The following is a 22941-nucleotide window of genomic DNA, read 5'->3' as shown; positions in this document are numbered from 1 at the left end:
AAATGTCGGACGACGGTCGTGGTGCGCCGCCTCAGGAGATCCCGAACCGCTTTCCGAGCAAATCGAACATCTCGTCGTCCGTCGCCGTTTCCCATTCCTCGCCGGCGATGTCCTCGTGCTCCCCGGCGGGGGCGTGCGCACCCACCGCCGGTGCGCCGAGGCTGTCCAGCACCTGCTGCAACCGCTGGGTGACGGCCGCACGACCCCCGTCGTCCTGGGCCCTGCCCAACAGATCCTGTTGGAGGGAATCGAGTTCTTCAAGTAGGGAGTCGACCGGTCGGCGGCCCGCCTTGGCGAGCAGGTCGCCCAAGTGCGCGGCGAGCGCGACCGGCGCCGGGTGGTCGAACACCAATCCCGCGCCGAGGGTGAACCCGGTCACCTTCCCGAGTCGATTCCGCAATTCCACCGCGGTGAGCGAGTCGAACCCCATCTCCCCGAAGGCCGCGTCGACGTCGACCGCGGCGGCGTCGCCGTGGCCGAGCACCTCCGCGACCTCCGCGCAGACCACCCGCAGCAGTTCCGCCGCCTTCTCCTCGGCGCCGAGCCGGGCCAGCCGCTCGACGAGCCCGGGGCCCGCCGCGGCCGGGGCCGCGGTGGTGGCGGCCTTGGCCGGGGTGCGCACCAGCCCGCGCAGCAGCGGCGGCACGGTGTCCGCCCGGCGCACCGAGGCCAGGTCCAGCGCGGCGGGCAGCAGCGCGGCCCGACCGCTGACCAGCGCGGCGTCGAGCAGCCGCAGGCCGTCGGCGCTGGCGAGCGGGAGCACTCCCCCGCGCGCCATCCGCGCCTTGTCCGCCTCGCCCAGGCTCGCGGTGAGGTCGCTGTCCTGCTGCCACAGGCCCCAGGCCAGCGAGGTCACCGGCCTGCCCTCGGCGCGGCGCCGCTGGGCGAGGGCGTCCAGGGTGGTGTTGGCGGCGGCGTAGTTCGCCTGCCCGGCGGCGCCGAGAACGCCCGCCGCCGAGGAGAACAGCACGAACTGCGCCAGGTCGAGCCCGGCGGTCGCCGCGTCGAGCAGCAGCGCGGCGTCGACCTTGGGGCGGAACACCCCGTCGAGGCGCTGCGGCGTCTGCGCGGTGATCACCGCGTCGTCCAGCACGCCCGCGGCGTGCACCACCGCGGAGAGCGGGGCGACCATCCTGGCCGACTCCACCAGCTCGGCCACCGCGGTCGGGTCACCGAGGTCGGCCGCGGCCCAGCGCACCTGGGCGCCGCGGGCGGCCAGCTCCGCCTCCAGCTCCACCGCGCCGGGCGCCTCGCCGCCGCGCCGGGAGACCAGCAGCAGCGAGCGGACGCCGTGCTCGGCGGCCAGGTGCCGGGCGACGAGGCCGCCCAGGGTGCCCGAGGCACCGGTGACCATGACCGTCCCGGCGCCGAACAGCGGCGCCTCCGGCGCCCGCGCCGAGACCTTGACCAGCCTGGGCACGGCGGCGCGCTCGCCGCGCACGGCCCACTGCGGTTCCCCGGTGGCCACCAGCCCGCCCAGCTCCCGGGGCAGGTCGGCGCCCGCGGCCAGGTCGAGCAGGACGAACCGGTCCGGCTCCTCGGTCTGCGCGGTGCGGACCAGGCCCCACACCGCGGCCTGCGCCGGGTCGGGCAGCTCGTCCGGGGTGACGGCCACGGCGCCGCGGGTGACGATCACCAGCGGGGTCGAGCTGCCCCCGGCCAACCGCTCGTGCACCAGCGAGAGCGCCCAGCCCGCCGCGGCTCGGGCGTCGCCGCCCGGGCACTCGGCGACCTCGACCTCGGCGGTGCCCGCGGCGGCCGGGCCGGTGACCCAGTCGACGCCGTAGAGGTCGTCCACGCCCGCGTTCGGCGGGGTGAACGGCCGCAGCACCAACGACCCCACGGTGACGACGGGGGTGCCGGACGGGTCGGTGGCGCTGAGCGCGACCTCGCCCGAGCCGGTCGGCGTCACCGTGACCCGCAGCGCGCGCACCCCGCTCGACCGGCCCGCGCCGTGCAGGCGGACACCGCCCCAGGCGAAGGGCAGGCGGGGCCCGCCGTCGCCGCGGCCCGCGCCGCTGAGGGCGATGGCGTGCAGCGCGGCGTCGAACAGCGCCGGGTGCAGGGCGAACCCGTCGACCGCGGTGGCCTCGGGCAGCGCCACCTCGGCGTGCGCCACCTCTCCGTCACGCCAGGCGGCCCGCAGGCCCTGGAACACCGGGCCGTAGTCCAGGCCCGTCCCGGCGAGGTCGGCGTAGAAGTCCGCCAGCTCGTCCGCGCCGACCGGCTCGGCGCCCGCGGGCGGCCACTGCGCCGGGGCCGCGGGGGCGGCCGGGGCGGTGGTGCCGAGCACGCCGGTGGCGTGCCGGGTCCACCCGCCGTCCTCGTCGCGGGTGTGCACGGTGAAGGGCCGCTGCCCGTCCACCAGCGCGCCCGCCCAGACCTGCAGGGCCACCGCCGCGGTGTCCGGGACGACCAACGGCGCCTCCAGGGTGAGGTCGACCAGGACCGGGCAGCCGGTCTCCTGGCCCGCCCGGGTGGCCAGCTCGACGAACGCGGTGCCGGGCAGGATCACCGAGCCCGCGACCGCGTGGTCGGCCAGCCACGGGTGGGTGCGCAGCGACAGCGCGCCGGTGAGCAGGTGCCCGTCGCCGCCCGCGACCGGGGCCGCGGCCCCGAGCAGCGGGTGCCCGGCCACGTCCAGGCCCGCGGCGCGCACGTCGGCCCGCGAGGTCGTGGCGTCGAGCCAGAACCGCCTGCGCTGGAAGGCGTAGGTGGGCAGGTCGACCCGGTTGCCGGTGACGACGGCGGCCCAGTCGACCGGGACGCCCGCGCAGTGCGCGGTGGCCAGCGCGGTGACCGCGGCGAGCGGCTCCGGCCGGTCGGCGCGCAGCACCGGGACGGCGGTGAGGTCGTCGGCGTTCTGCTGGGCCAGCGCGGTCAGCGTCCCACCGGGGCCGATCTCCAGCGTGGTGCGCACACCGCGCTCGTGCAGGGTGCGCACGGTGTCGGCGAAGCGCACGGCGTCGCGGACGTGGCGCACCCAGTACCCGGGCTCGGTGGCGTCGCCGTTGGTGGCGAACGGGATCGTGGGCTGCGCGAAGGTCAGCGTCTCGACCACCGCGCGGAACTCGTCGAGCATCGGGTCCATCAACGGCGAGTGGAACGCGTGCGACACCTTCAACCGCGAAGTCTTGCGACCCAACTCCGCGAAGTGAGCACCAATCCGCTCCGCCTCAACCTCATCACCCGCGACCACAACGGACTGCGGACTGTTGATCGCCGCGATGCCCACGGTGTCGGTCAGCAGCGGCAGCACCTCGTCCTCGGTCGCCTGCACCGCCACCATCGCGCCACCAGTGGGCAACGCCTGCATCAGGCGGGCCCGCTCAGACACCAGCTTGGCCGCGTCCGCCAGGGACAGCACCCCGGCCACGTGCGCGGCGGCGATCTCACCGATGGAGTGGCCCGCCACCACGTCGGGCCGCACGCCCCACGACTCGACCAGCCGGTACAGGGCGACCTCGATCGCGAACAGCGCCGGCTGCGTCCACCCCGTCTGCTTCAACTGCTCGGACTCGGTGTCGAACACGACGTCCTTGATCCCCGCGGGAAGCACGGCGCACGCCGCCTCGAACGCCGCGGCGAACACCGGGTACGCCTGGTACAGCTCGCGGCCCATGCCCGGGCGCTGCGAACCCTGACCGGAGAACAGGAACGCGACCTCGCCCGGGGTGCCGGTGCCCGAGATGGGCGCCCGGCCGTCGACGACCGCGGCCAGCCCGGCGCGCAACTCCGCCTCGTCGGCGCCGACCACCGCGGCGCGGTGGGCCTGCACCGAGCGCGAGACCGCCAGCGAGTAGGCGATGTCGGCGGCGGGGGCGGCCACGTCCGCGAGCCGCGCGGCCTGCGCCCGCACCGCCTCGGGGGTGTGGCCGGACAGCACCCACGCCAGCGCGGGCGCCTGCGGTGCCGCCGGTGCCGGGGTGGGCTCGGGGGCCTGCTCCAGCACCGTGTGGGCGTTGGTGCCGCTGATGCCGAAGGACGACACGGCCGCCCGGCGCGGGCGCCCGGTCTCCGGCCACGCGGTGTCCTCGGTGAGCAGCCGGACCTGCCCCGACGTCCAGTCCACGTGCGAGGACGGCGCGTCGACGTGCAGGGTGCGCGGCAGCACGCCGTGCTGCATGGCGTGCACCATCTTGATGATGCCCGCGACGCCCGCGGCGGCCTGGGTGTGGCCGATGTTGGCCTTGATCGAGCCCAGCCACAGCGGGACCTCGCGGTCCTGGCCGTAGGTGTTGAGCAGGGCCTGGGCCTCGATCGGGTCGCCCAGGCGGGTGCCGGTGCCGTGGCCCTCCACGGCGTCGACCTCGGTGTGGCTCAGCCCCGCGGCCCGCAGCGCCGCCTGCACGACCCGCTGCTGCGACGGCCCGTTCGGGGCGGTGAGCCCGTTGGAGGCGCCGTCCTGGTTGACCGCCGTGCCGCGCACGACCGCCAGCACCCGGTGCCCGTTGCGCTGGGCGTCGGACAGCCGCTCCACCAGCAGCATGCCCGCGCCCTCGGCCCAGCCGGTGCCGTCGGCGGCGTCGGAGAAGGCCCGGCACCGCCCGTCCGGGGACAGGCCCTTGCGGCGGGCGAACTCCACGAAGGAGGTGGGCGTGGCCATCACGGTCGCGCCGCCGACGAGGGCCAGCGAGCACTCCCCGCTGCGCAGCGCCTGCCCGGCCAGGTGCAGGGCCACCAGCGACGACGAGCACGCGGTGTCGACGGTGACCGCCGGGCCCTCGAAGCCGAAGGTGTAGGACACCCGGCCGGAGGCGATGCTGCCCGCGCTGCCGCTGCCGAGGTAGGACTCCAGGCCCTCCGGCGGCTCGGTGACCCGGCTGGCGTAGTCGTGGTACATGATCCCGGCGAACACGCCGGTCCTGGTGCCCTTGAGCGAGTCCACCGGGATGCCCGCCCGCTCGCAGGCCTCCCAGGTGGTCTCCAGCAGCAACCGCTGCTGCGGGTCCATGGCCAGCGCCTCGCGCGGCTTGATCGCGAAGAACTCCGGGTCGAAGTCGGCGGCGTCGTGCAGGAAGCCGCCGTGGCGGGTGTAGGTGGTGCCCTGCACGGTGTGGTCGGTGTCGTAGAGGGCGTCGAGGTCCCAGCCGCGGTCGGTGGGGAACCCGGTGATGGCGTCGGTGCCCGCCAGCACCAGCTCCCACAGCTGCTCGGGGGTGCTCACCCCGCCCGGGAACCGGCAGGCCATGCCGATGATGGCCAGCGGCTCGTCGGAGGCGGTGGCCACCTCGGCGCCGGGGCCGTCGTCGAGACCGCCCGCGACCTCGGCCAGCACGTGCGCGGCCAGCGCGGACGGGGTGGGGAAGTCGAACACCAGGGTGGCGGGCAGCCGCAGGTCGACCGCCGCGCCGAGCCGGTTGCGCAGCTCCACCGCGGTCAGCGAGTCGAACCCGATGTCGGTGAACGCCCGCTCCGGGTCGACGGCCGTGCCGGGCGCGTGGCCCAGCACCTCCGCGACGGCGGCGGTGACCGCGGCGAGCACCTTCTTCCTGCGGTCGGCGGCGGGCAGCGCGGCCAGGGTGTCGGCGAAGGCGGTGCCCGCGGCGGCCGCGGCGGTGCGCCGGGCGCGGCCGCGGACCAGGCCGCGCAGCACCGGGGGCACCACCTCGACCTCGCGCAGGGCGGCGGTGTCCACCCCGGCGGGGACGAGCGCGGCCCGGTCGGTGGCCAGCGCGGCGTCGAGCAGCCGCAGGCCCTCCGCCGAGGGCAGCGGGCGCAGGCCGGTGCGGCGGATGCGGGCCAGGTCGGCCTCGTCCAGCGCGTCGGTCATGTCGCTGCCCTGCGCCCACAGGCCCCACGCCAGGGACGTGGCGACCAGCCCGGCCGCGCGGCGGCGGGCGGCGAGGGCGTCGAGGTGGGTGTTGGCGGCGGCGTAGTTGCCCTGCCCGCTGCTGCCCAGCACGCCGGACACCGAGGAGAACAGGACGAACTGCGCCAGGTCGGTGCCCGCGGTGGCCTCGTGCAGGTGGGTGGCGGCGTCGACCTTGGGCCGGAACACCCCGTCGACCCGCTCCGGGGTCAGCGCGGTGACCACGGCGTCGTCGAGCACACCGGCGGTGTGCACCACGGCGCTGAGGTCGGCGCCCGCGACCAGCTCGGCCACGGCGCCCGCGTCGGCCAGGTCGCACGCGGCCCAGCGGACCCGCGCGCCCAGGCCCACCAGCTCGGCCTCCAGCTCGGCGGCGCCGGGCGCGGTGGCGCCCCGGCGGCTGACCAGCAGCAGCGACGCCACGCCGTGCCGGGTCACCAGGTGCCGGGCGACGAGCCCGCCCAGGGTGCCCGACGCGCCGGTGACCAGGGTGGTGCCTGCGCCGAAGTCGGCCACCGCCGCCGGGTCGGCGGCGACCCGGGCCAGGCGCGGCACGGCCCACGTCCCGTCCCGGTGCGCCCACTGCGGCTCCGCCGACCCGGCCAGGGCGGCCAGGTCCGGCACGGGCTCGCCGGGGGCGAGGTCGACCAGCAGCAGGCGCCCGGGGTTCTCCGACTGGGCGGCGCGCACCAGGCCCCACACGGCGGCCTGGTCCGGGTCCGGGTTGTCGCCGGTGGCACCGCGGGTGACGACGGCGAGCACGCGGTCGCCGCTGTCACCGTCACCACTGTCGCCGTCACCACTGTCGGCGCCGGCGCCGTCGAGGTGGGCGCGGACCGCGTCGAGCGCCCAGCCGGTCGTGGCGCGGGCGTCGCCGGTCGGGCACTCGGCCACCGCGACCTCGACCCGGGTGGTGCCCGGGTCCAGGGGGGTCCAGCCGAGCTCGAACAGGTCGAGCGCGGTGGTGGCGGTGACCTCGCCGGTGAGGGGGCGCAGGGTCAGCGCGCCCACCGTGGCGACCGGCGCGCCGGTGGCGTCGGCGAGCAGCAGGGACACCGCGTCCCCGCCAACGGCGGTGATGCGGACGCGCAGCTCCGTGGCTCCGGCGGCGTGCAGGCGCACCTGCTGCCAGGCGAACGGCAGCCTTGGCGCACTGTCGTCGGCGGAGAGCAGGGCGCTGGAGTGCAGCGCGGCGTCGAACAGCGCCGGGTGCAGGCCGAAGTCGGTGACGTCGGTGCCCTCGGGCAGCGCGACCTCGGCGTGCACCTGCTCGCCGTCGACCCACGCCGCGCGCAGGCCCTGGAACAGCGGGCCGTAGCCCAGGCCGCGCGCGGCGAGGGCGGCGCGCAGCGCCTCGACGTCGGCCGGGGTGCCCGGCGGCGGCCAGGCGGTGAGGTCGTCGGCCTCGTCCTCGGCGTCGGCGGCGAGCAGACCGGTGGCGTGCCGGGTCCACGGCGCCCCCGGCGCGTCGGCCGGGCGGGAGTGGATGGCCAGCGCGCGGCGGGAGACGCCGTCGGGCTGGTCCACGACCTCCTCGTCCACGCTCACCTGCACGACCACCGCGCCGGTGGCGGGCAGCACGAGCGGGGACTGCAACGTCAGGTCGTCGACGCCGGGGCAGCCGACCTCGTCGGCGGCGCGGATGGCCAGGTCGACCAGCGCGGTGCCGGGGACGACCACCGCGCCGGACACGGTGTGCTCGGCCAGCCACGGGTGCGCCGCGACGGACAGGGCGCCGGTGAGGACGAGCCCGTCGCCCTCGGCCAGCGGCACGGCGGCGCCGAGCAGCGGGTGCCCGGGGGCGTCGAGCCCGGCGGCGCGCAGGTCGCCGGTGCCCGCGGGCAGGTCCAGCCAGAACCGGGTGCGCTGGAAGGCGTAGGTGGGCAGGTCGACGCGCTGGGCGCCGGTGCCTGCGAAGTACGCGGCCCAGTCGACCCGGCCGCCCGCGCAGTGCAGCGCGGCCGCGGCGGTGACGACGGCGTGGGCCTCGGGCCGGTCGGCGCGCAGCACCGGGATGGCGGTGAGGTCGTCGGCCGTCTGCGGTGCCAGGGCGGTGAGGGTGCCGCCGGGCCCGATCTCCAGCGTGGTGCGCACACCGCGCTCGTGCAGGGCGCGCACGGTGTCGGCGAAGCGCACGGCGTCGCGGACGTGGTCCACCCAGTAGTCCGGGGTGGTGACGTCGCCGGAGGCGAGGAACTCGGTGGTGGGTTCGGTGAACCGCAGGGTCTCGACGACCGCCCGGAACTCCGCCAGCATCGGCTCCATCAGCGGCGAGTGGAACGCGTGCGACACCTTCAACCGCGTCGACTTGCGCCCCAGACCGGTGAAGTGAGCGCCGATCCGCTCGGCCTCGACCTCGTCACCAGCGACCACAATGGACTGCGGCCCGTTGATCGCGGCGATGCTGACGGACTCCGACAGCAGCGGCAGCACCTCGTCCTCGGTCGCCTGCACAGCGACCATCGCGCCACCGGTGGGCAACGCCTGCATGAGACGGGCGCGCTCGGAGACGAGCTTGGCCGCGTCCGCCAGCGAGAGCACACCGGCCACGTGAGCCGCCGCGATCTCACCGATGGAATGCCCGGCGACGAAGTCCGGGGTGACACCCCACGACTGAACCAGGCGGAACAGCGCAACCTCGATCGCGAACAACGCGGGCTGGGTCCACCCCGTCTGCCGCAACTCCTCCGACTCCACGTCGAACACGACATCCTTGAGCCCAGCAGGCAAGAACTCGCACGCAGCGTCGAACGCCTCAGCGAACACCGGGAACGCCTCGTACAGCTCACGCCCCATGCCCGCGCGCTGCGAACCCTGACCCGAGAACAGGAACGCCACCCGCCCGACCCCACCACTGCCGGACACCGGTGCCCGGCCCTCGGCGACGGCGGCCAGGCCCGCGCGCAGCTCGTCGAGGTCGGCGCCCACGACCGCGGCCCGGTGCTCCAGCGACGACCGCGTGGTCAGCAGCGAGAACGCCGTGTCGAGGGCACCCGCGTCCAGCGGCGCCAGGGCGGCGGCCTGGCCGCGCACGGCCTCCGGCGTGCGGCCCGACAGCACCCACGGCACGACCGGGCGGCGCACGACCACCGGCTCCGGCGCGGTCGCGGGCTCGTCCGCGACCTCCAGCACGACGTGGGCGTTCGTGCCGCTCACGCCGAACGACGACACCCCGGCGCGGCGCGGGCGGCCGGTCTCCGGCCACGGCACCGCCTCGGTGAGCAGGCGCACCTCGCCCGCGGTCCAGTCCACGTGCGGGCTGGGCTCGTCGGCGTGCAGGGTGCGCGGCAGGACACCGGCGCGCAGGGCCATGACGGTCTTGATGACGCCGCCGACGCCCGCCGCGGCCTGGGTGTGGCCGATGTTGGACTTCAGCGAGCCCAGCCACAGCGGGGTGTCGCGGTCCTGGCCGTAGGTGGCGAGCACGGCCTGGGCCTCGATGGGGTCGCCGAGCGAGGTGCCGGTGCCGTGCGCCTCGACGGCGTCGACGTCGCGCGGGGTCAGGCCCGCGGCGTCGAGCGCGGCGCGGATGACCCGCTGCTGCGCGGGGCCGTTCGGGGCGGTGAGGCCGTTGGAGGCGCCGTCCTGGTTCACCGCGGAGCCGCGGACGACCGCGAGCACCCGGTGGCCGTTGCGGCGCGCGTCGGAGAGCCGCTCGACGAGCAGCATGCCCGCGCCCTCGGCCCAGCCGGTGCCGTCGGCCCCGGCGCCGAAGGCCTTGCAGCGCCCGTCCGGGGACAGCCCGCGCTGGCGGGAGAACTCGACGAACACCTGCGGGGAGGCCATCACGGTGACGCCGCCGACCAGCGCCATGGCGCACTCGCCCGAGCGCAGCGACTGGATCGCCCAGTGCATCGCGACCAGCGACGACGAGCAGGCGGTGTCGACGGTGACCGCCGGGCCCTCCAGCCCGAGCTCGTAGGCCACCCGGCCGGAGGCGACGCTGCCCGCGCTGCCGTTGATCAGGTAGCCCTCCAGGCCGTCGGGCGCGTTGGCCACCCGGCCGCCGTAGTCGTGGTACATCACGCCCGCGAAGACGCCGGTGCGGCTGCCGCGCGCGGTGGCCGGGTCGATGCCCGCCCGCTCGAAGGCCTCCCAGGCGGTCTCCAGCAGCAGCCGCTGCTGGGGGTCCATGGCCAGCGCCTCGCGCGGGTTGATGCCCCAGAACTCGGCGTCGAAGTCGGCGGCGTCGTGCAGGAAGCCGCCCTCCCTGGCGTAGGAGGTGCCCCAGTGCGCCGGGTCGGCGTCGTAGAGGGCGTCGAGGTCCCAGCCGCGGTTGGTGGGGAACCCGGAGATGGCGTCACGGCCCTCGGACACCAGCTGCCACAGCTCCTCCGGCGAGCTGACCCCGCCGGGGTAGCGGCAGGCCATGCCGACGATGGCGATCGGGTCGTCGCTCGACCGGGTCTTGGTGGCGGCGGTGCGCACCGGGGTGTCCGCCGCGCCCAACTGCTCGCGCAGCACCCGCACCAGGGCGGCGGGGGTGGGGTGGTCGAACACCAGGGTCGCGGGCAGCCGCAGCCCGGCGACGGCGTTGACCCGGTTGCGCAGCTCGACCGAGGTCAGCGAGTCGAAGCCGATGTCCTTGAACGGCCGGTCGGCGGAGATGGCGTGCGGGTCGCTGTGCCCGAGCACGTCGGCGACCTGGGCGCGCACCAGCTCCAGCAGGGCGTCGTCCCACTCGGCCTCGGGGCGGTTCGCGACCGCGGCCAGCAGCGGGGTGCGGCCCTCGGCCGCGGTGCGCTCGGTGACCCGGCGGACCGCCGGGCGCACCAGGCCGCGCAGCAGCGGCGGCACCGGGCCGCCCGCGGCGCGCAGCCCCGCGGTGTCGAGCCGGACCGGGGCGGCGGTGGGCCGCCCGGCGGCCAGCGCCGCGTCGAACAGCGCCAAGCCCTCCGCCGAGGGGATCGGGGCCAGGCCGGTGCGGCGCAGGCGCAGCAGGTCGGTCTCGCCCAGCGCCCCGGTCATGCCGCTGGCCTGCGCCCACAGGCCCCAGGCCAGCGCGGTGGCCGGGTGGCCGTCGGCGTGGCGGCGGGTGGCGAGGGCGTCGAGGTAGGTGTTGGCGGCGGCGTAGGCGCCCTGCCCGGCGGTGCCGAGCAGGCCCGCCACCGAGGAGAACAGGACGAACTGCGCCACGCCCGCGGCGCGGGTGGCCGCGTCCAGCGCCCGCGCGGCGTCGACCTTGGGCCGGAACGCCGCGGCGAGCCGCTGCGGGGTGATCGCGTCGACGACGCCGTCGTCGAGCACGCCCGCGGTGTGCACGACACCGGTGACGCGGTGCGCGGCGAACAGCGCGTCGACGGCGCCCTGGTCGGCGACGTCGGCGGCGGCCCAGGTGACCTCGGCGCCGAGCGCGGACAGCTCGTCCGCCAGCTCGGCCGCGCCGGGGGCGTCCGCGCCGCGGCGGCTGACCAGCAGCAGCGACCGCACGTCGTGGGTGGTCACCAGGTGGCGGGCGATGAGCCCGCCGAGGGTGCCCGAGGCGCCGGTGATGAGCACCGCGCCGTCCCCGAAGCCGGTGCTGCCGCCGGTGCCGGTGACCCGGGCCAGGCGCGGCACCAGGACCTCGCCGCCGCGGACCGCGGCCTGCGGCTCGCCGGAGCCCAGGACGGCCGCCACGGCGTCGGCCACGACCCCCGCCCCCGGCTCGACGTCCACGAGGACGACCTGGTCCGGGTGCTCGGCCTGCGCCGCGCGCACCAGGCCCCACACCACGGCCTGCTCCGGGTCGGCGGGCGAGCCCGCCGCGACCGCGCCCCGGGTCACGACGACCAGCTGGCCATCGGTGTCGGCGGCCAACCAGCCGCGCAGGGCGTCGAGGGCCCACTCGGCGTTGCCGTGGGCGTCGCCGTCCGGGCAGACCGCGACGGTGGCGCCCGCCGGGTCGACCGGGGTCGCGGGGACCCGGGTCCACTCCACGTCGAACAGCGGCGCGGCGGCCGAGCCCAGGTCGTCGCCGGAGACCGCGCGCAGGGCGAGCGCGCCCACGGAGGCGACCGGGCGGCCCTCGGTGTCGGACAGCTCCACCGAGACGGTGTCGGTGCCGACCGGGGTCACCGCGACGCGGACGGTCGAGGCGCCCGCGGCGTGCAGGCGGACGTCGGTCCAGGCGAAGGGCAGCAGGCCGCGGCCGGTGCGCTCGTCGGGCGAGACCGCGCCCAGCCACACCGCGTGCAGCGCGGCGTCGAACAGCGCGGGGTGCACGCCGAACCCGGCGGTGTCCCCGGCCTCCTCGGGCAGCACGACCTCGGCGTGCACGGTCTCGCCGTGCCGCCAGGCCGCCCGCAGGCCGCGGAAGGCGGGCCCGTAGGCGAAGGCGAAGCCCGCCAGCCGCTCGTAGAAACCGGCCACGTCGACCGGCTCGGCACCCGCGGGCGGCCACACCGGGTCGGTGGCGGGTTCCGGCGGGGCGGTGGTGGTGGCGAAGCCGCTGGCGTGCCGGGTCCACGGCTCGTCGACCCCGGCGCGGGAGTAGACGGCCAGCGCGCGCCTGCCGCCCTCGTCGGCGCCCACGGAGACCTGCAGGGTGGTGGCGGCCTCGCCGCGCAGCACCAGCGGGGCCTCCAGGGTCAGGTCCTCCACGCCCGCGCAGCCGGTCTCGGCCGCCGCGCGCAGGGCGAGGTCGGCGAACGCCGTGCCGGGCAGCAGCACCGCGCCGTCGACGGCGTGGTCGGCCAGCCAGGGCAGCTCGCGCAGGGCCAGCCTGCCGGTGAGCACGTGCGCGTCGCCGCCGTCGAGCGGCACGGCGGCGCCGAGCAGCGGGTGGTCGAGGGCGTCGAGGCCGAAGGCGGACACGTCGCCGGTGGCGGCGGAGGGGGCCAACCAGTAGCGGTCCTCGGCGAACGGGTAGGTCGGCAGGGCGACCCGGCGGGCACCCGTGCCCGCGAGGAACCCGTCCCAGTCCACCCGGACGCCGGTGGTGTGCAGCCGGGCCAGGGCGGTGACGGCGGCCTCGGCCTCGGGGCGGTCGGCGCGCAGCGCGGGGATGACCACGAGGTCGTCGGCGTTCTGCTGGGCCAGCGCGGTGAGCACGCCGCCGGGGCCGATCTCCAGGGTCGTGCGCACGCCGTCGGCGCGCAGGGCGGCCACGGTGCCCGCGAACCGGACTGCGCCGCGCACGTGCTCGACCCAGTAGTCGGGCGAGGTCACGTCACCGGAGGCGGCGAACGGGATCCGCGGCTGCGCGAAGTCCAGTGTGGACACGGCAGCGCGGAAGTCGTCCAGCATCGGGTCCATCAGCGGCGAGTGGAACGCGTGCGACACCTTCAACCGCGTCGACTTGCGCCCCAGACCGGCGAAGTGCGCACCGATCCGCTCCGCCTCGACCTCATCACCAGCGACCACAACGGACCGCGGCCCGTTGATCGCCGCAATGCTCACCGACTCCGACAGCAGCGGCAGCACCTCGTCCTCGGTCGCCTGCACCGCCACCATCGCGCCACCACTCGGCAGCGCCTGCATCAACCGCGCGCGCTCCGACACCAGGCGAGCCGCGTCAGCCAGCGACAGCACGCCAGCAACGTGGGCAGCGGCGATCTCACCGATGGAGTGCCCCGCAACGAAGTCCGGAGTCACACCCCACGACTCGACGAGCCGGAACAGCGCGACCTCGATCGCGAACAACGCGGGCTGGGTCCACCCCGTCTGCCGCAACTCCTCCGACTCGACGTCGAACACGACATCCTTGAGCCCAGCAGGCAAGAACTCGCACGCAGCGTCGAACGCCTCAGCGAACACCGGGAACGCCTCGTACAGCTCACGCCCCATGCCCGCGCGCTGCGAACCCTGACCCGAGAACAGGAACGCGACCTTGCCCGCGGCGGACGCGGTCAGCTCGTGCACCTCGCCGCGCCCGTCGGCCAGCTCGGCCAGCCCGGCGCGCAGGCTCGGCAGGTCGGTGCCCACCACGAACGCGCGGTGGTCGAGCGCGGCGCGGGTGGTGGCCAGCGAGTACGCGATGTCGGCCGCGTCCCCCTCCACGGCGGCGAGCCGCCCGGCCACCCGCCGCACGGCGGCGGCGTCGCGGCCCGAGAGCACCCACGGCACCACCGGGGCCTCGACGACCCGCACCGGCGCCCGCTCGGCCACCGGTTCCGGCGCCTCCAGCACGGTGTGGGCGTTGGTGCCGCCGATGCCGAACGAGGACACCGCGGCCCGGCGCGGGCGGTCCACCGCGGGCCAGTCCTCGGCCCCGGTGACGACGCGCACGGCGCCCGCGGCCCAGTCGACCTTGGTCGAGGGGGTGCCCACGTGCAGCGAGCCGGGCACGACGCCGTGCCGCATGGCCAGCACGACCTTGATGATCCCGGCGACGCCCGCGGCGGCCTGGGTGTGGCCGATGTTGGACTTCACCGAGCCCAGCAGCAGCTCGTGCGCGCGGTCGCGGCCGTAGGTGGCCAGCAGCGCCTGGGCCTCGATCGGGTCGCCCAGCGCGGTTCCGGTGCCGTGCGCCTCCACCACGTCGACGTCGGCGGGGGTGAGCCCGCCCGCGGCGAGCGCCTGGCGGATCACCCGCTGCTGCGACGGGCCGTTCGGGGCGGTGAGCCCGTTGGACGCACCGTCCTGGTTCACCGCGGAGCCCTTCACCACGGCCAGCACCTCGTGGCCGTGGCGGCGGGCGTCGGAGAGCCGCTCGACGAGCAGCAGGCCCAGGCCCTCGCCCCAGCCGGTGCCGTCGGCGTCGTCGGAGAACGCCTTGCAGCGCCCGTCGGTGGACAGGCCGCGCTGGCGGGAGAACTCGACGAACAGCTGCGGGGTGGTCAGGACGGTGACCCCGCCCGCCAGGGCGAGGTCGCACTCGCCCGAGCGCAGCGCCTGCACGGCCAGGTGCAGGGCGACCAGCGACGAGGAGCAGGCGGTGTCGATGGTCAGCGCCGGGCCCTCGAAGCCGAAGGTGTAGGAGACGCGGCCGGAGAGCACCGAGGCGGCGCGGCCGGTGAGCAGGTAGCTCTCCACGTCGCCGGGCGGGTTGGTCAGCGTCGAGCCGTAGTCCTGGCCGTTGGTGCCGACGAACACCCCGGTGCGGCTGCCCCGGAGCGAGGTGGGGTCGACGCCCGCGCGCTCGAAGGCCTCCCAGGACGCCTCCAGCAGCAGCCGCTGCTGCGGATCCATGGCCAGCGCCTCGCGCGGGGAGATGCCGAAGAACCCGGCGTCGAACCCGGCGGCGGTGTCGAGGAAGGCGCCGTGCCGGGCGTAGCTGGTGCCCGCGTGGTCGGGGTCGGGGTCGTAGAGCGACTCCAGGTCCCAGCCGCGGTCGGTGGGGAACCCGCCCACCGCGTCGGTGCCGGAGACCAGCAGCTCCCAGAACTGCTCGGGGGTGCTGACCCCGCCGGGGAAGCGGCAGCTCATCGCGACGATGGCGATGGGGTCGTCGCCAGCGGCGACCGCCCCGGGCACCACGGTGCCCGTGTCCTCGGCGCCGACGAGCTCGTCGAGCAGGTGCGCGGCGAGCGCGTCGGGGGTGGGGAAGTCGTAGACGAGGGTGGCGGGCAGGCGCAGACCGGTGGCGGCGGTCATCCGGCCGTGGAACTCCACGGCGGCCAGCGAGTCGAAGCCCGCGTCGCGGAAGGCCTTGTCGGCGGCCAGGGCGGTGCCGTCGCCGTGGCCGAGGACGGCGGCGGCCTGGTCGCGGACGAGGCCGAGCAGCAGCGCCGGGCGCGCCTCGGGGGCCAGGGCGGCGACGCGGCCCGCGAGCCCGGTGCCCGCGGCGGGGGCGGCGGCGTCGAGGGCGGCCTTGGCCTCGGGGATGCCGCGCAGCAGGGGGGTGGGCGCGGGCAGGGCGGCGACGAACCGCTCCCAGTCCACGTCCGCGACGGTCAGCCGGGTCTCCCCGGCCGCCAGGGCGCCGCGCAGGGCGGCCAGGGCGGTGGCGGGCAGCAGCCCGCGCACGCCGCGGCGCAGCAGGTTCTCGCCCGCGGCGCCGTCGGCCATGCCCGCCTCGCCGGTGTCCCAGGAGCCCCAGCCGACCGACAGCGCGGGCAGCCCGGCGGCGGCGCGGCGGGCGGCCACCGCGTCGAGCACGGCGTTGGCCGCGGCGTAGGCGGCCTGGCCCGGGTTGCCCCAGGTGCCGACCATGGAGGAGAACAGGACGAACGCGTCGAGGTCGTCGTCGCGGGTCAGCTCGTCGAGCGCGACCGCGGCGCCCGCCTTGGGCGCGAACACCCCGGCCAGCCGCTCGGGGGTGAGCCCGTCGAGGACGCCGTCGTCGAGCACGCCCGCGGCGTGGAAGACCGCCGTCAGCGGCAGCTCGTCGGCGCGCAGGTCGTCGAGCAGCAGGGCCAGGTGCGCCCGGTCGGCGGCGTCGCAGGCGGCGATGGTGACCCGGGCGCCCGCCTCGACCAGCTCGGCGCGCAGCTCGGCGGCGCCGGGGGTGTCGGCGCCGCGGCGGCCGGTGAGCACCACGTGCTCGGCGCCGAGGCCGACGACCCAGCGGGCGACGTGCCCGCCGATGGCGCCGAGGCCACCGGTGATGAGGACGGTGCCGCGGGCGGTCCACTCCCCCCGGCCGGTGAGCGGGGCGCGCTCGACGCGCCGGGCGAGCAGCTTGCCGTCGCGCACGGCCAGTTCGGGCTCACCGGTGGCACCGGAGAGGGCCGCGGCGACGGGCGCGGTGGGCACCTCGCCGTCGGCGGGCAGGTCGAGCAGGCCGCCCCAGCGGCCCGCGTGCTCCAGGGCGGCGACGCGGCCCAGGCCCAGCACGCCCGCGCGCCGCGGGTCGGCGGTGCCGTCGTCCGGGACGGCGCCGCGGGTCAGCAGCCACAGCGGTGCCTCGACCCCGGCGTCACCGAGGGCCTGCACGAGGGTGGCGGAGTCGGCGGTGCCGGGCAGCTCGGCGAGCACACCGGTGGCCTCGACCCCGGTCAGCGCGGCCGCGAGGGCGGCGCGGTCGGCGGTGAACCCGACGCGCACGACCTCGCCGCCGTAATCGGTGACGGCCTCGGCGGGCGCGTCCCCGACCACGAGCCACGTGCCGGACAGCCGCGGCGCGGTGGGCGCGCTGACGGGGGTCCAGGCGGTGCGGTAGCGCAGGCGGTCGACGACGGCGTTCTCGCGGCGGGCGCGGCGCCACGCGGACAGCCGCGGCAGGACGGCGGCGAGGTCGTCGGCGGGCAGCCCGAGGCTGGCGGCGAGCGCGGTGGTGTCCTCGCGCTCGACCTGCGCCCAGAAGACGGCGTCGGCGGGGTCCTCGGCCCCGCGCGGGTTCTCCAGCCAGAACCGCTGCCCGCGGAAGGGGTAGGTGGGCAGCTCGGCGCGCCGCGCCGGGACCCCGGCGAAGTACGCCGCCCGGTCGACCGGCACGCCCGCGACCTCGGCGTGGGCGAGGGCCAGGACGGCGGCCTCGGCCTCGGGGCGGTCGGCGCGCAGCGCGGGGACGGCGGTGAGCTCGGGGGCGCAGCCGCGGGCCAGGGCGGTGAGGGTGCCGCCGGGGCCGATCTCCAGCGTGGTGCGCACCCCGGCCGCGTGCAGGGTCGCCACGGTGTCGGCGAAGCGCACGGCGTCGCGGACGTGGCGCACCCAGTAGTCGGCGGTGGTGACGTCACCGGACGCGGCGAAGGGGACGACCGGCTGGGCGAACTCCAGGGACTCGACCACGGCCCGGAACTCGTCCAGCATGGGGTCCATCAACGGCGAGTGGAACGCGTGCGACACCTTCAGGCGCGAAGTCTTGCGACCCAACTCCTTGAAGTGCGCACCGATCCGCTCCGCCTCGACCTCATCACCAGCGACCACAATGGACTGCGGCCCGTTGATCGCGGCGATGCTCACGGTCTCCGACAGCAGCGGGATGACCTCGTCCTCGGTCGCCTGGACAGCGACCATCGCGCCACCGGTCGGCAATGCCTGCATCAGCCGAGCACGCTCAGACACCAGGGTGGCGGCATCCCGCAAGGACAGCACACCGGCGACGTGGGCAGCGGCGATCTCACCGATGGAGTGCCCGGCAACGAAGTCCGGGGTGACACCCCACGACTGAACCAGGCGGAACAGCGCAACCTCGATCGCGAACAGCGCGGGTTGAGTCCACCCGGTCTGCCGCAGCTCCTCCGACTCGACGTCGAAGACAACATCCTTCAAACCCTCAGGCAGGAACTCGCACGCAGCGTCAAAAGCCTCAGCGAACACCGGGAACGCCTCGTACAGCTCACGCCCCATGCCCGCGCGCTGCGAACCCTGACCGGAGAACAGGAACGCCACCAGACCCGCGGTGCCCGAGCCCTCCACGACGGCCGGGTGCGGGTCGCCCTGGGCGAGCGCGCGCAGGGCGGCCACCGGGACCTCGCCCGCGGGGGCCACGACGGCGGCGCGGTGCTCCAGCACGGCCCGCCCGGTCGCCAGGGTGCGCGCGGCGGCGACGGGGTCGAGGTCGCCGCCCTCGGCGGCGACGGCGAGCAGGGCGGCCTGGTCGCGGACGGCCTCGGCGTCGCGGGCCGACAGCAGCCAGGGCAGCAGCGGCGGCACCTGGTCGGGCTGGGTGGGCTCGGCGGGCTGGGCGGCGGGCGCCTGCTCCAGCACGGCGTGCGCGTTCGTGCCGCTGATGCCGAACGAGGACACCGCCGAGCGGCGGGGGCGACCGGTCTCCGGCCACAGCGCGGTCTCGGTGACCAGGCGCAGCGCCCCGGACGACCAGTCGACGTGCGGGGTGGGCTCGTCGGCGTGCAGGGTGGCGGGCAGCAGGCCGTGCCGCATGGCCTGCACCAGCTTGATCACCCCGCCCACGCCCGCGGCGGCCTGGGTGTGCCCGAGGTTGGACTTGAGCGAGCCCAGCCACACCGGGGCGTCGGCGGGGCGGGCGCGGCCGTAGGTGGCCAGCAGCGCCTCGGCCTCGATCGGGTCGCCCAGGGTGGTGCCGGTGCCGTGCGCCTCCACCAGGTCGACCTCGTCGGCGGCGAGCCCGGCGGCGCTGAGCGCCTGGCGGATCACCCGCTGCTGGGCGGGGCCGTTGGGGGCGGTGAGGCCGTTGGAGGCGCCGTCGGAGTTGACCGCGGTGCCGCGCACGACGGCGAGCACCTCGTGGCCGAGCCTGCGGGCGTCGGAGAGCCGCTCGACCAGCAGCAGGCCGACGCCCTCGGCCCAGCCGGTGCCGTCGGCGCCCGCGCCGAAGGCCTTGCAGCGCCCGTCGGAGGACAGCCCGCGCTGGCGGGAGAACTCCAGGAACATGCCGGGGCTGGACATGACGGTGACGCCACCGGCCAGGGCCATCGTGCACTCGCCGGAGCGCAGGGCCTGCACGGCCAGGTGCAGGGCGACCAGCGACGACGAGCAGGCGGTGTCGACGGTGACCGCCGGGCCCTCCAGGCCCAGGACGTAGGCGATGCGCCCGGAGGCGACGCTGGTGGTGGTGCCGGTGAGCAGGTGCCCCTCGACGCCCTCGGCCGGGTCGGCCAGGCGCGGCCCGTACTCGCCCGCGGTGGCGCCGACGAACACGCCGACGCGGTCGCCGCGCACGGTGGTCGGGTCGACCCCGGCGCGCTCGAAGGCCTCCCAGGACGCCTCCAGCAGCAGCCGCTGCTGCGGGTCCATCGCGGTCGCCTCGCGCGGGGAGATGCCGAAGAAGGCGGCGTCGAACTCCGGGGCGCCGGGCAGGAACCCGCCGCGGCGGGTGGCCGAGCCCAGCTCCGCGGCGAACAGCGCGTCGAGGTCCCAGCCGCGGTCGGTGGGGAACTCCCCGATCGCGTCGCCGCCGTCGAGGACGAACTGCCACAGCTGCTCCGGCGAGCCGATGCCGCCGGGGAACCGGCAGCTCATGCCGACGATGGCGATGGGCTCGTCGCCCGCGTGCACCGGGCGCCGGTCGTCGACGGCGCGGGCGGCCAGGCCCAGCGCCTCGGCGCGCAGGTGGGCGGCCAGGGCGGCGGGGGTGGGGTGGTCGAAGAGCAGCCCGGTGGGCAGGCGCAGGCCGGTGGCCGCGCCCAGGCCGTCGCGCAGCTCCACCGAGGACAGCGAGTCGAAGCCCAGCTCCTTGAACGTGCTGGTCTGGTCGACCTCGGCGGCGTCGGCGTGCCCGAGGACGGCGGCGACGTGCGCGCGGACGACGTCGAGCACCGCGCGGTCGCGCTCGGCCTCGGGCAGCTCCACCAGCCGCCTGCCCAGGGCACCGGCGGGCTCGGCGGGCGCCTCGGGCGGCGCGGGCAGCGGGTCGGGGGCCGCGCCGCCCCGGCGGGGGCCCTCGGTGGGCAGCCAGTGGCGGCGGCGACGGAAGGCGTAGGTGGGCAGCGCGACGCGGCGGGCGCCCGGGAGCAGGGCGGCCCAGTCCGGGTCGGTGCCCAGGGTGTGCAGGGCGCCGACGGCGGCCAGCAGGGCGCGCGCCTCGGGCCGCTTGGCGCGCAGCGCGGCGACGACCTCGGGGGCGTCCTCGGTGCCCGCCAGGCTCTCGCGGGCCATGGAGCCGAGCACGCCGCCGGGGCCGATCTCCAGCAGCACGCCCGCGCCGGTGGCGGCCGCGGCGCGCACGCCGTCGGCGAAGCGGACCGCGCCGCGCACGTGCCGCACCCAGTAGTCGGCGGTCACCAGGTCGTCGCCGGTGGCGAGGGCGCCGGAGAGGTTGGACACGACCGGCACGCGCGGCGGGTGGTAGGTGGCCGACTCCGCGACGGCGCGGAAGTCCTCCAGCACCGCGTCCACGTGCGGGGAGTGGAAGGCGTGGCTCACCCGCAGCCTGCTGGTGCGGCCGGGGCAGGCCTCGGCGACGGCGAGGACGGCGTCCTCGTCACCGGAGACCACGACCGAGCCGGGGCCGTTCAGCGCGGCGATGTCGACCCGGCCCGCGTGGGGGGCCAGCAGCTCGCGGGCCTGCTCCTCGGTGGCCTCCAGCGCCACCATCGCGCCACCGGCGGGCAGCGCCTGCATCAGCCTGCCGCGCGCGACCACCAGGCGGGCGGCGTCGGCCAGCGACAGCACACCGGCGACGTGCGCGGCGGCCAGCTCACCGATGGAGTGGCCGACCAGCACCGACGGCTCGATGCCCCAGGCGCCCAGCAGCCGGGCGAGCGCGACCTCGACGGCGAACAGCGCGGGCTGGGTGAACTCGGTGCGGTCGAGCGGGGACTCGCCCTCGGTCTCGGCGTGCACCAGCTCCAGCAGCGACCGGCCCAGCAGCGGGTCGATCGCGGCGCACAGCTCGTCGAACGCCGCGGCGTAGGCGGGGAACTCCGCGTAGAGGGCGCGGCCCATGCCGACGCGCTGCGACCCCTGGCCGGAGAACAGGAACCCGACCCCGCCGGTGCGGGTCTCACCGGTCACCAGGGCGGGGTCGACGCCGCCGTCCGCCAGCGCCCGCAGCGCGCGCACGGCCTCGGCGCCGTCCTCGGCCACGACGACGGCGCGGTGGGCGAAGGCGGTGCGGGTGGTGGCCACCGACCAGGCGGCGTCCGCGAGCCGGGTGCCCGGCTCCTGCTCCAGGTGGTCGGCCAGCCGCCCGGCCTGGGCGCGCAGCGCCTCGTCGGTGGTGCCGGAGACGGGCAGCGCGACGGGGGCGGGGGCGGGGGCGAACCCGCCTGCCGGGGCGGGCTGGGGAGCGGGCTCGGGGGTAGCGAGCACGACGTGGCAGTTGGTGCCGCCCATGCCGAAGGAGCTGACGCCCGCCAGCACCGGCCCCTCGGGCAGCGGCTCGACCTCGGTCTGCACGGTGAGGTTCAGCTCGTCGAGCGGGATCGCCGGGTTCGGCCGGGCGAAGTTCAGGCTCGGCGGCAGCTGGCGGTGGTGCAGCGAAAGCACGGCCTTGATGAAGCCCGCGATGCCTGCCGCGCCCTCCAGGTGGCCGATGTTGGTCTTGACGGACCCGACGCGCAGCGGGTGCGCGCGGTCGGGCGCGGCGCCGTGCACCGCGCCCAGGGCGGCGGCCTCGACCGGGTCGCCGACCTTGGTGCCGGTGCCGTGCAGCTCGACGAACTCCACCTGCCCCGCCGACACGCCCGCGTCGGCGCACGCCCGGCGCAGCACGTCCTCCTGCCCCGAGCGCAGCGGCACGGTCAGCGACTCGCCGCCGCCGTCGTTGCCCGCCGCGCTGCCGCGGATGACCGCGTAGACGGGGTCGCCGTCGGCCAGCGCGCGCGAGAGCGGCTTGAGCACGACCACGCCGCCGCCCTCGCCGCGCACGTAGCCGTTGGCGCGCTCGTCGAAGGTGAAGCAGCGGCCGTCGGGCGAGAGCCCGCCGAACTTCTCCGCGCCGACCGTGGAGTCCTCGGCCAGGTTCAGGTTGACCCCGCCCGCGAGGGCGATCTCGGACTCGCCCGCGCGCAGGCTCTCGCACGCCAGGTGCACCGACAGCAGCGACGAGGACTGCCCGGAGTCGACCGCGAGGCTGGGGCCGGTGAGCCCGAGGAAGTGCGACACCCGGTTGGCGATGACGCTGCGGTGCAGGCCGGTGACCGAGAACGCGGTGGCGCTGTCGGGCCCGGAGCGGCGCAGCAGGGTGGCGTAGTCGTCCCAGATGGCGCCGACGAACACGCCGGTGCGGCTGCCGCGCAACCGCTCGGCGGGCACCCGCGCGTCCTCCACCGCCTCCCAGCACAGCTCCAGCACCAGCCGCTGCTGCGGGTCCATCGCGGCGGCCTCGCGCGGGGACACGTGGAAGAACCCGGCGTCGAAGCCCTCGACGTCGTCGAGGTGCCCGCCGCGGCGGCCCGCGACCTCGCGCCCGGGCGGCGGGTCGGTGATCGCGTCCACGCCCCCCACGAGCAGCCGCCAGAACGCCCGCGGGTCCGGGGCACCGGGCACCCGGCAGGCGAGGCCGACGACCGCGACGTCCTCGGGGTGCTGGTCGGCGGGGGTCGGGTTCTGTCGGTCAGCGCGCATGTCCGTGCTCCAGCGGGTTCGGGAGGCAGCAGCTCAGGAGGGCAGCGGGGAACGCCGCGGGGGCCGGGGTCGCCCGGCCCCCGCGGTGGGAAGCGGGGGGTGGATCTGCTGTGGTGCCCGGTCGGGACGGTCGGTCAGCCCGCCCCGTCCAGCGTGATGGCCAGCGCCGGGCACTGGGCGATGGCGTCGGAGACGGCGGCGCGCTGCTCCTCGCCGGGCGCGGCGTCGAGCAGGATCACCACCCCGTCCTCGTCGCGCTGCCCGAACACCTCGGGCGCGGCGAGCACGCACATGCCCGCGCCGCAGCAGCGGTCCTCATCGATCTCGACGCGCAT

At 76.9% G+C, this 22941-nt stretch carries 2 protein-coding genes; both read right to left on the bottom strand.

Annotation, left to right across the window (positions count from 1 at the left end; all coding sequences use genetic code 11):
• Nucleotides 1–31 precede the first annotated feature (31 nt).
• Nucleotides 32–22606: a type I polyketide synthase gene (locus tag BJP25_RS35275; RefSeq protein ID WP_075974452.1), complete on the bottom strand. Its 22575-nt coding sequence runs from the start codon at nt 22604–22606 to the stop codon at nt 32–34.
• Between the two features lie 134 nt (nt 22607–22740).
• A complete protein-coding gene (locus BJP25_RS09380) occupies nt 22741–22941 on the bottom strand; it encodes a ferredoxin (protein ID WP_075974451.1) in 201 nt (66 codons plus the stop codon).

Source organism: Actinokineospora bangkokensis (genome assembly GCF_001940455.1).
Taxonomy (GTDB): domain Bacteria; phylum Actinomycetota; class Actinomycetes; order Mycobacteriales; family Pseudonocardiaceae; genus Actinokineospora; species Actinokineospora bangkokensis.
This window is presented reverse-complemented; position numbering and strand designations above follow the sequence as displayed.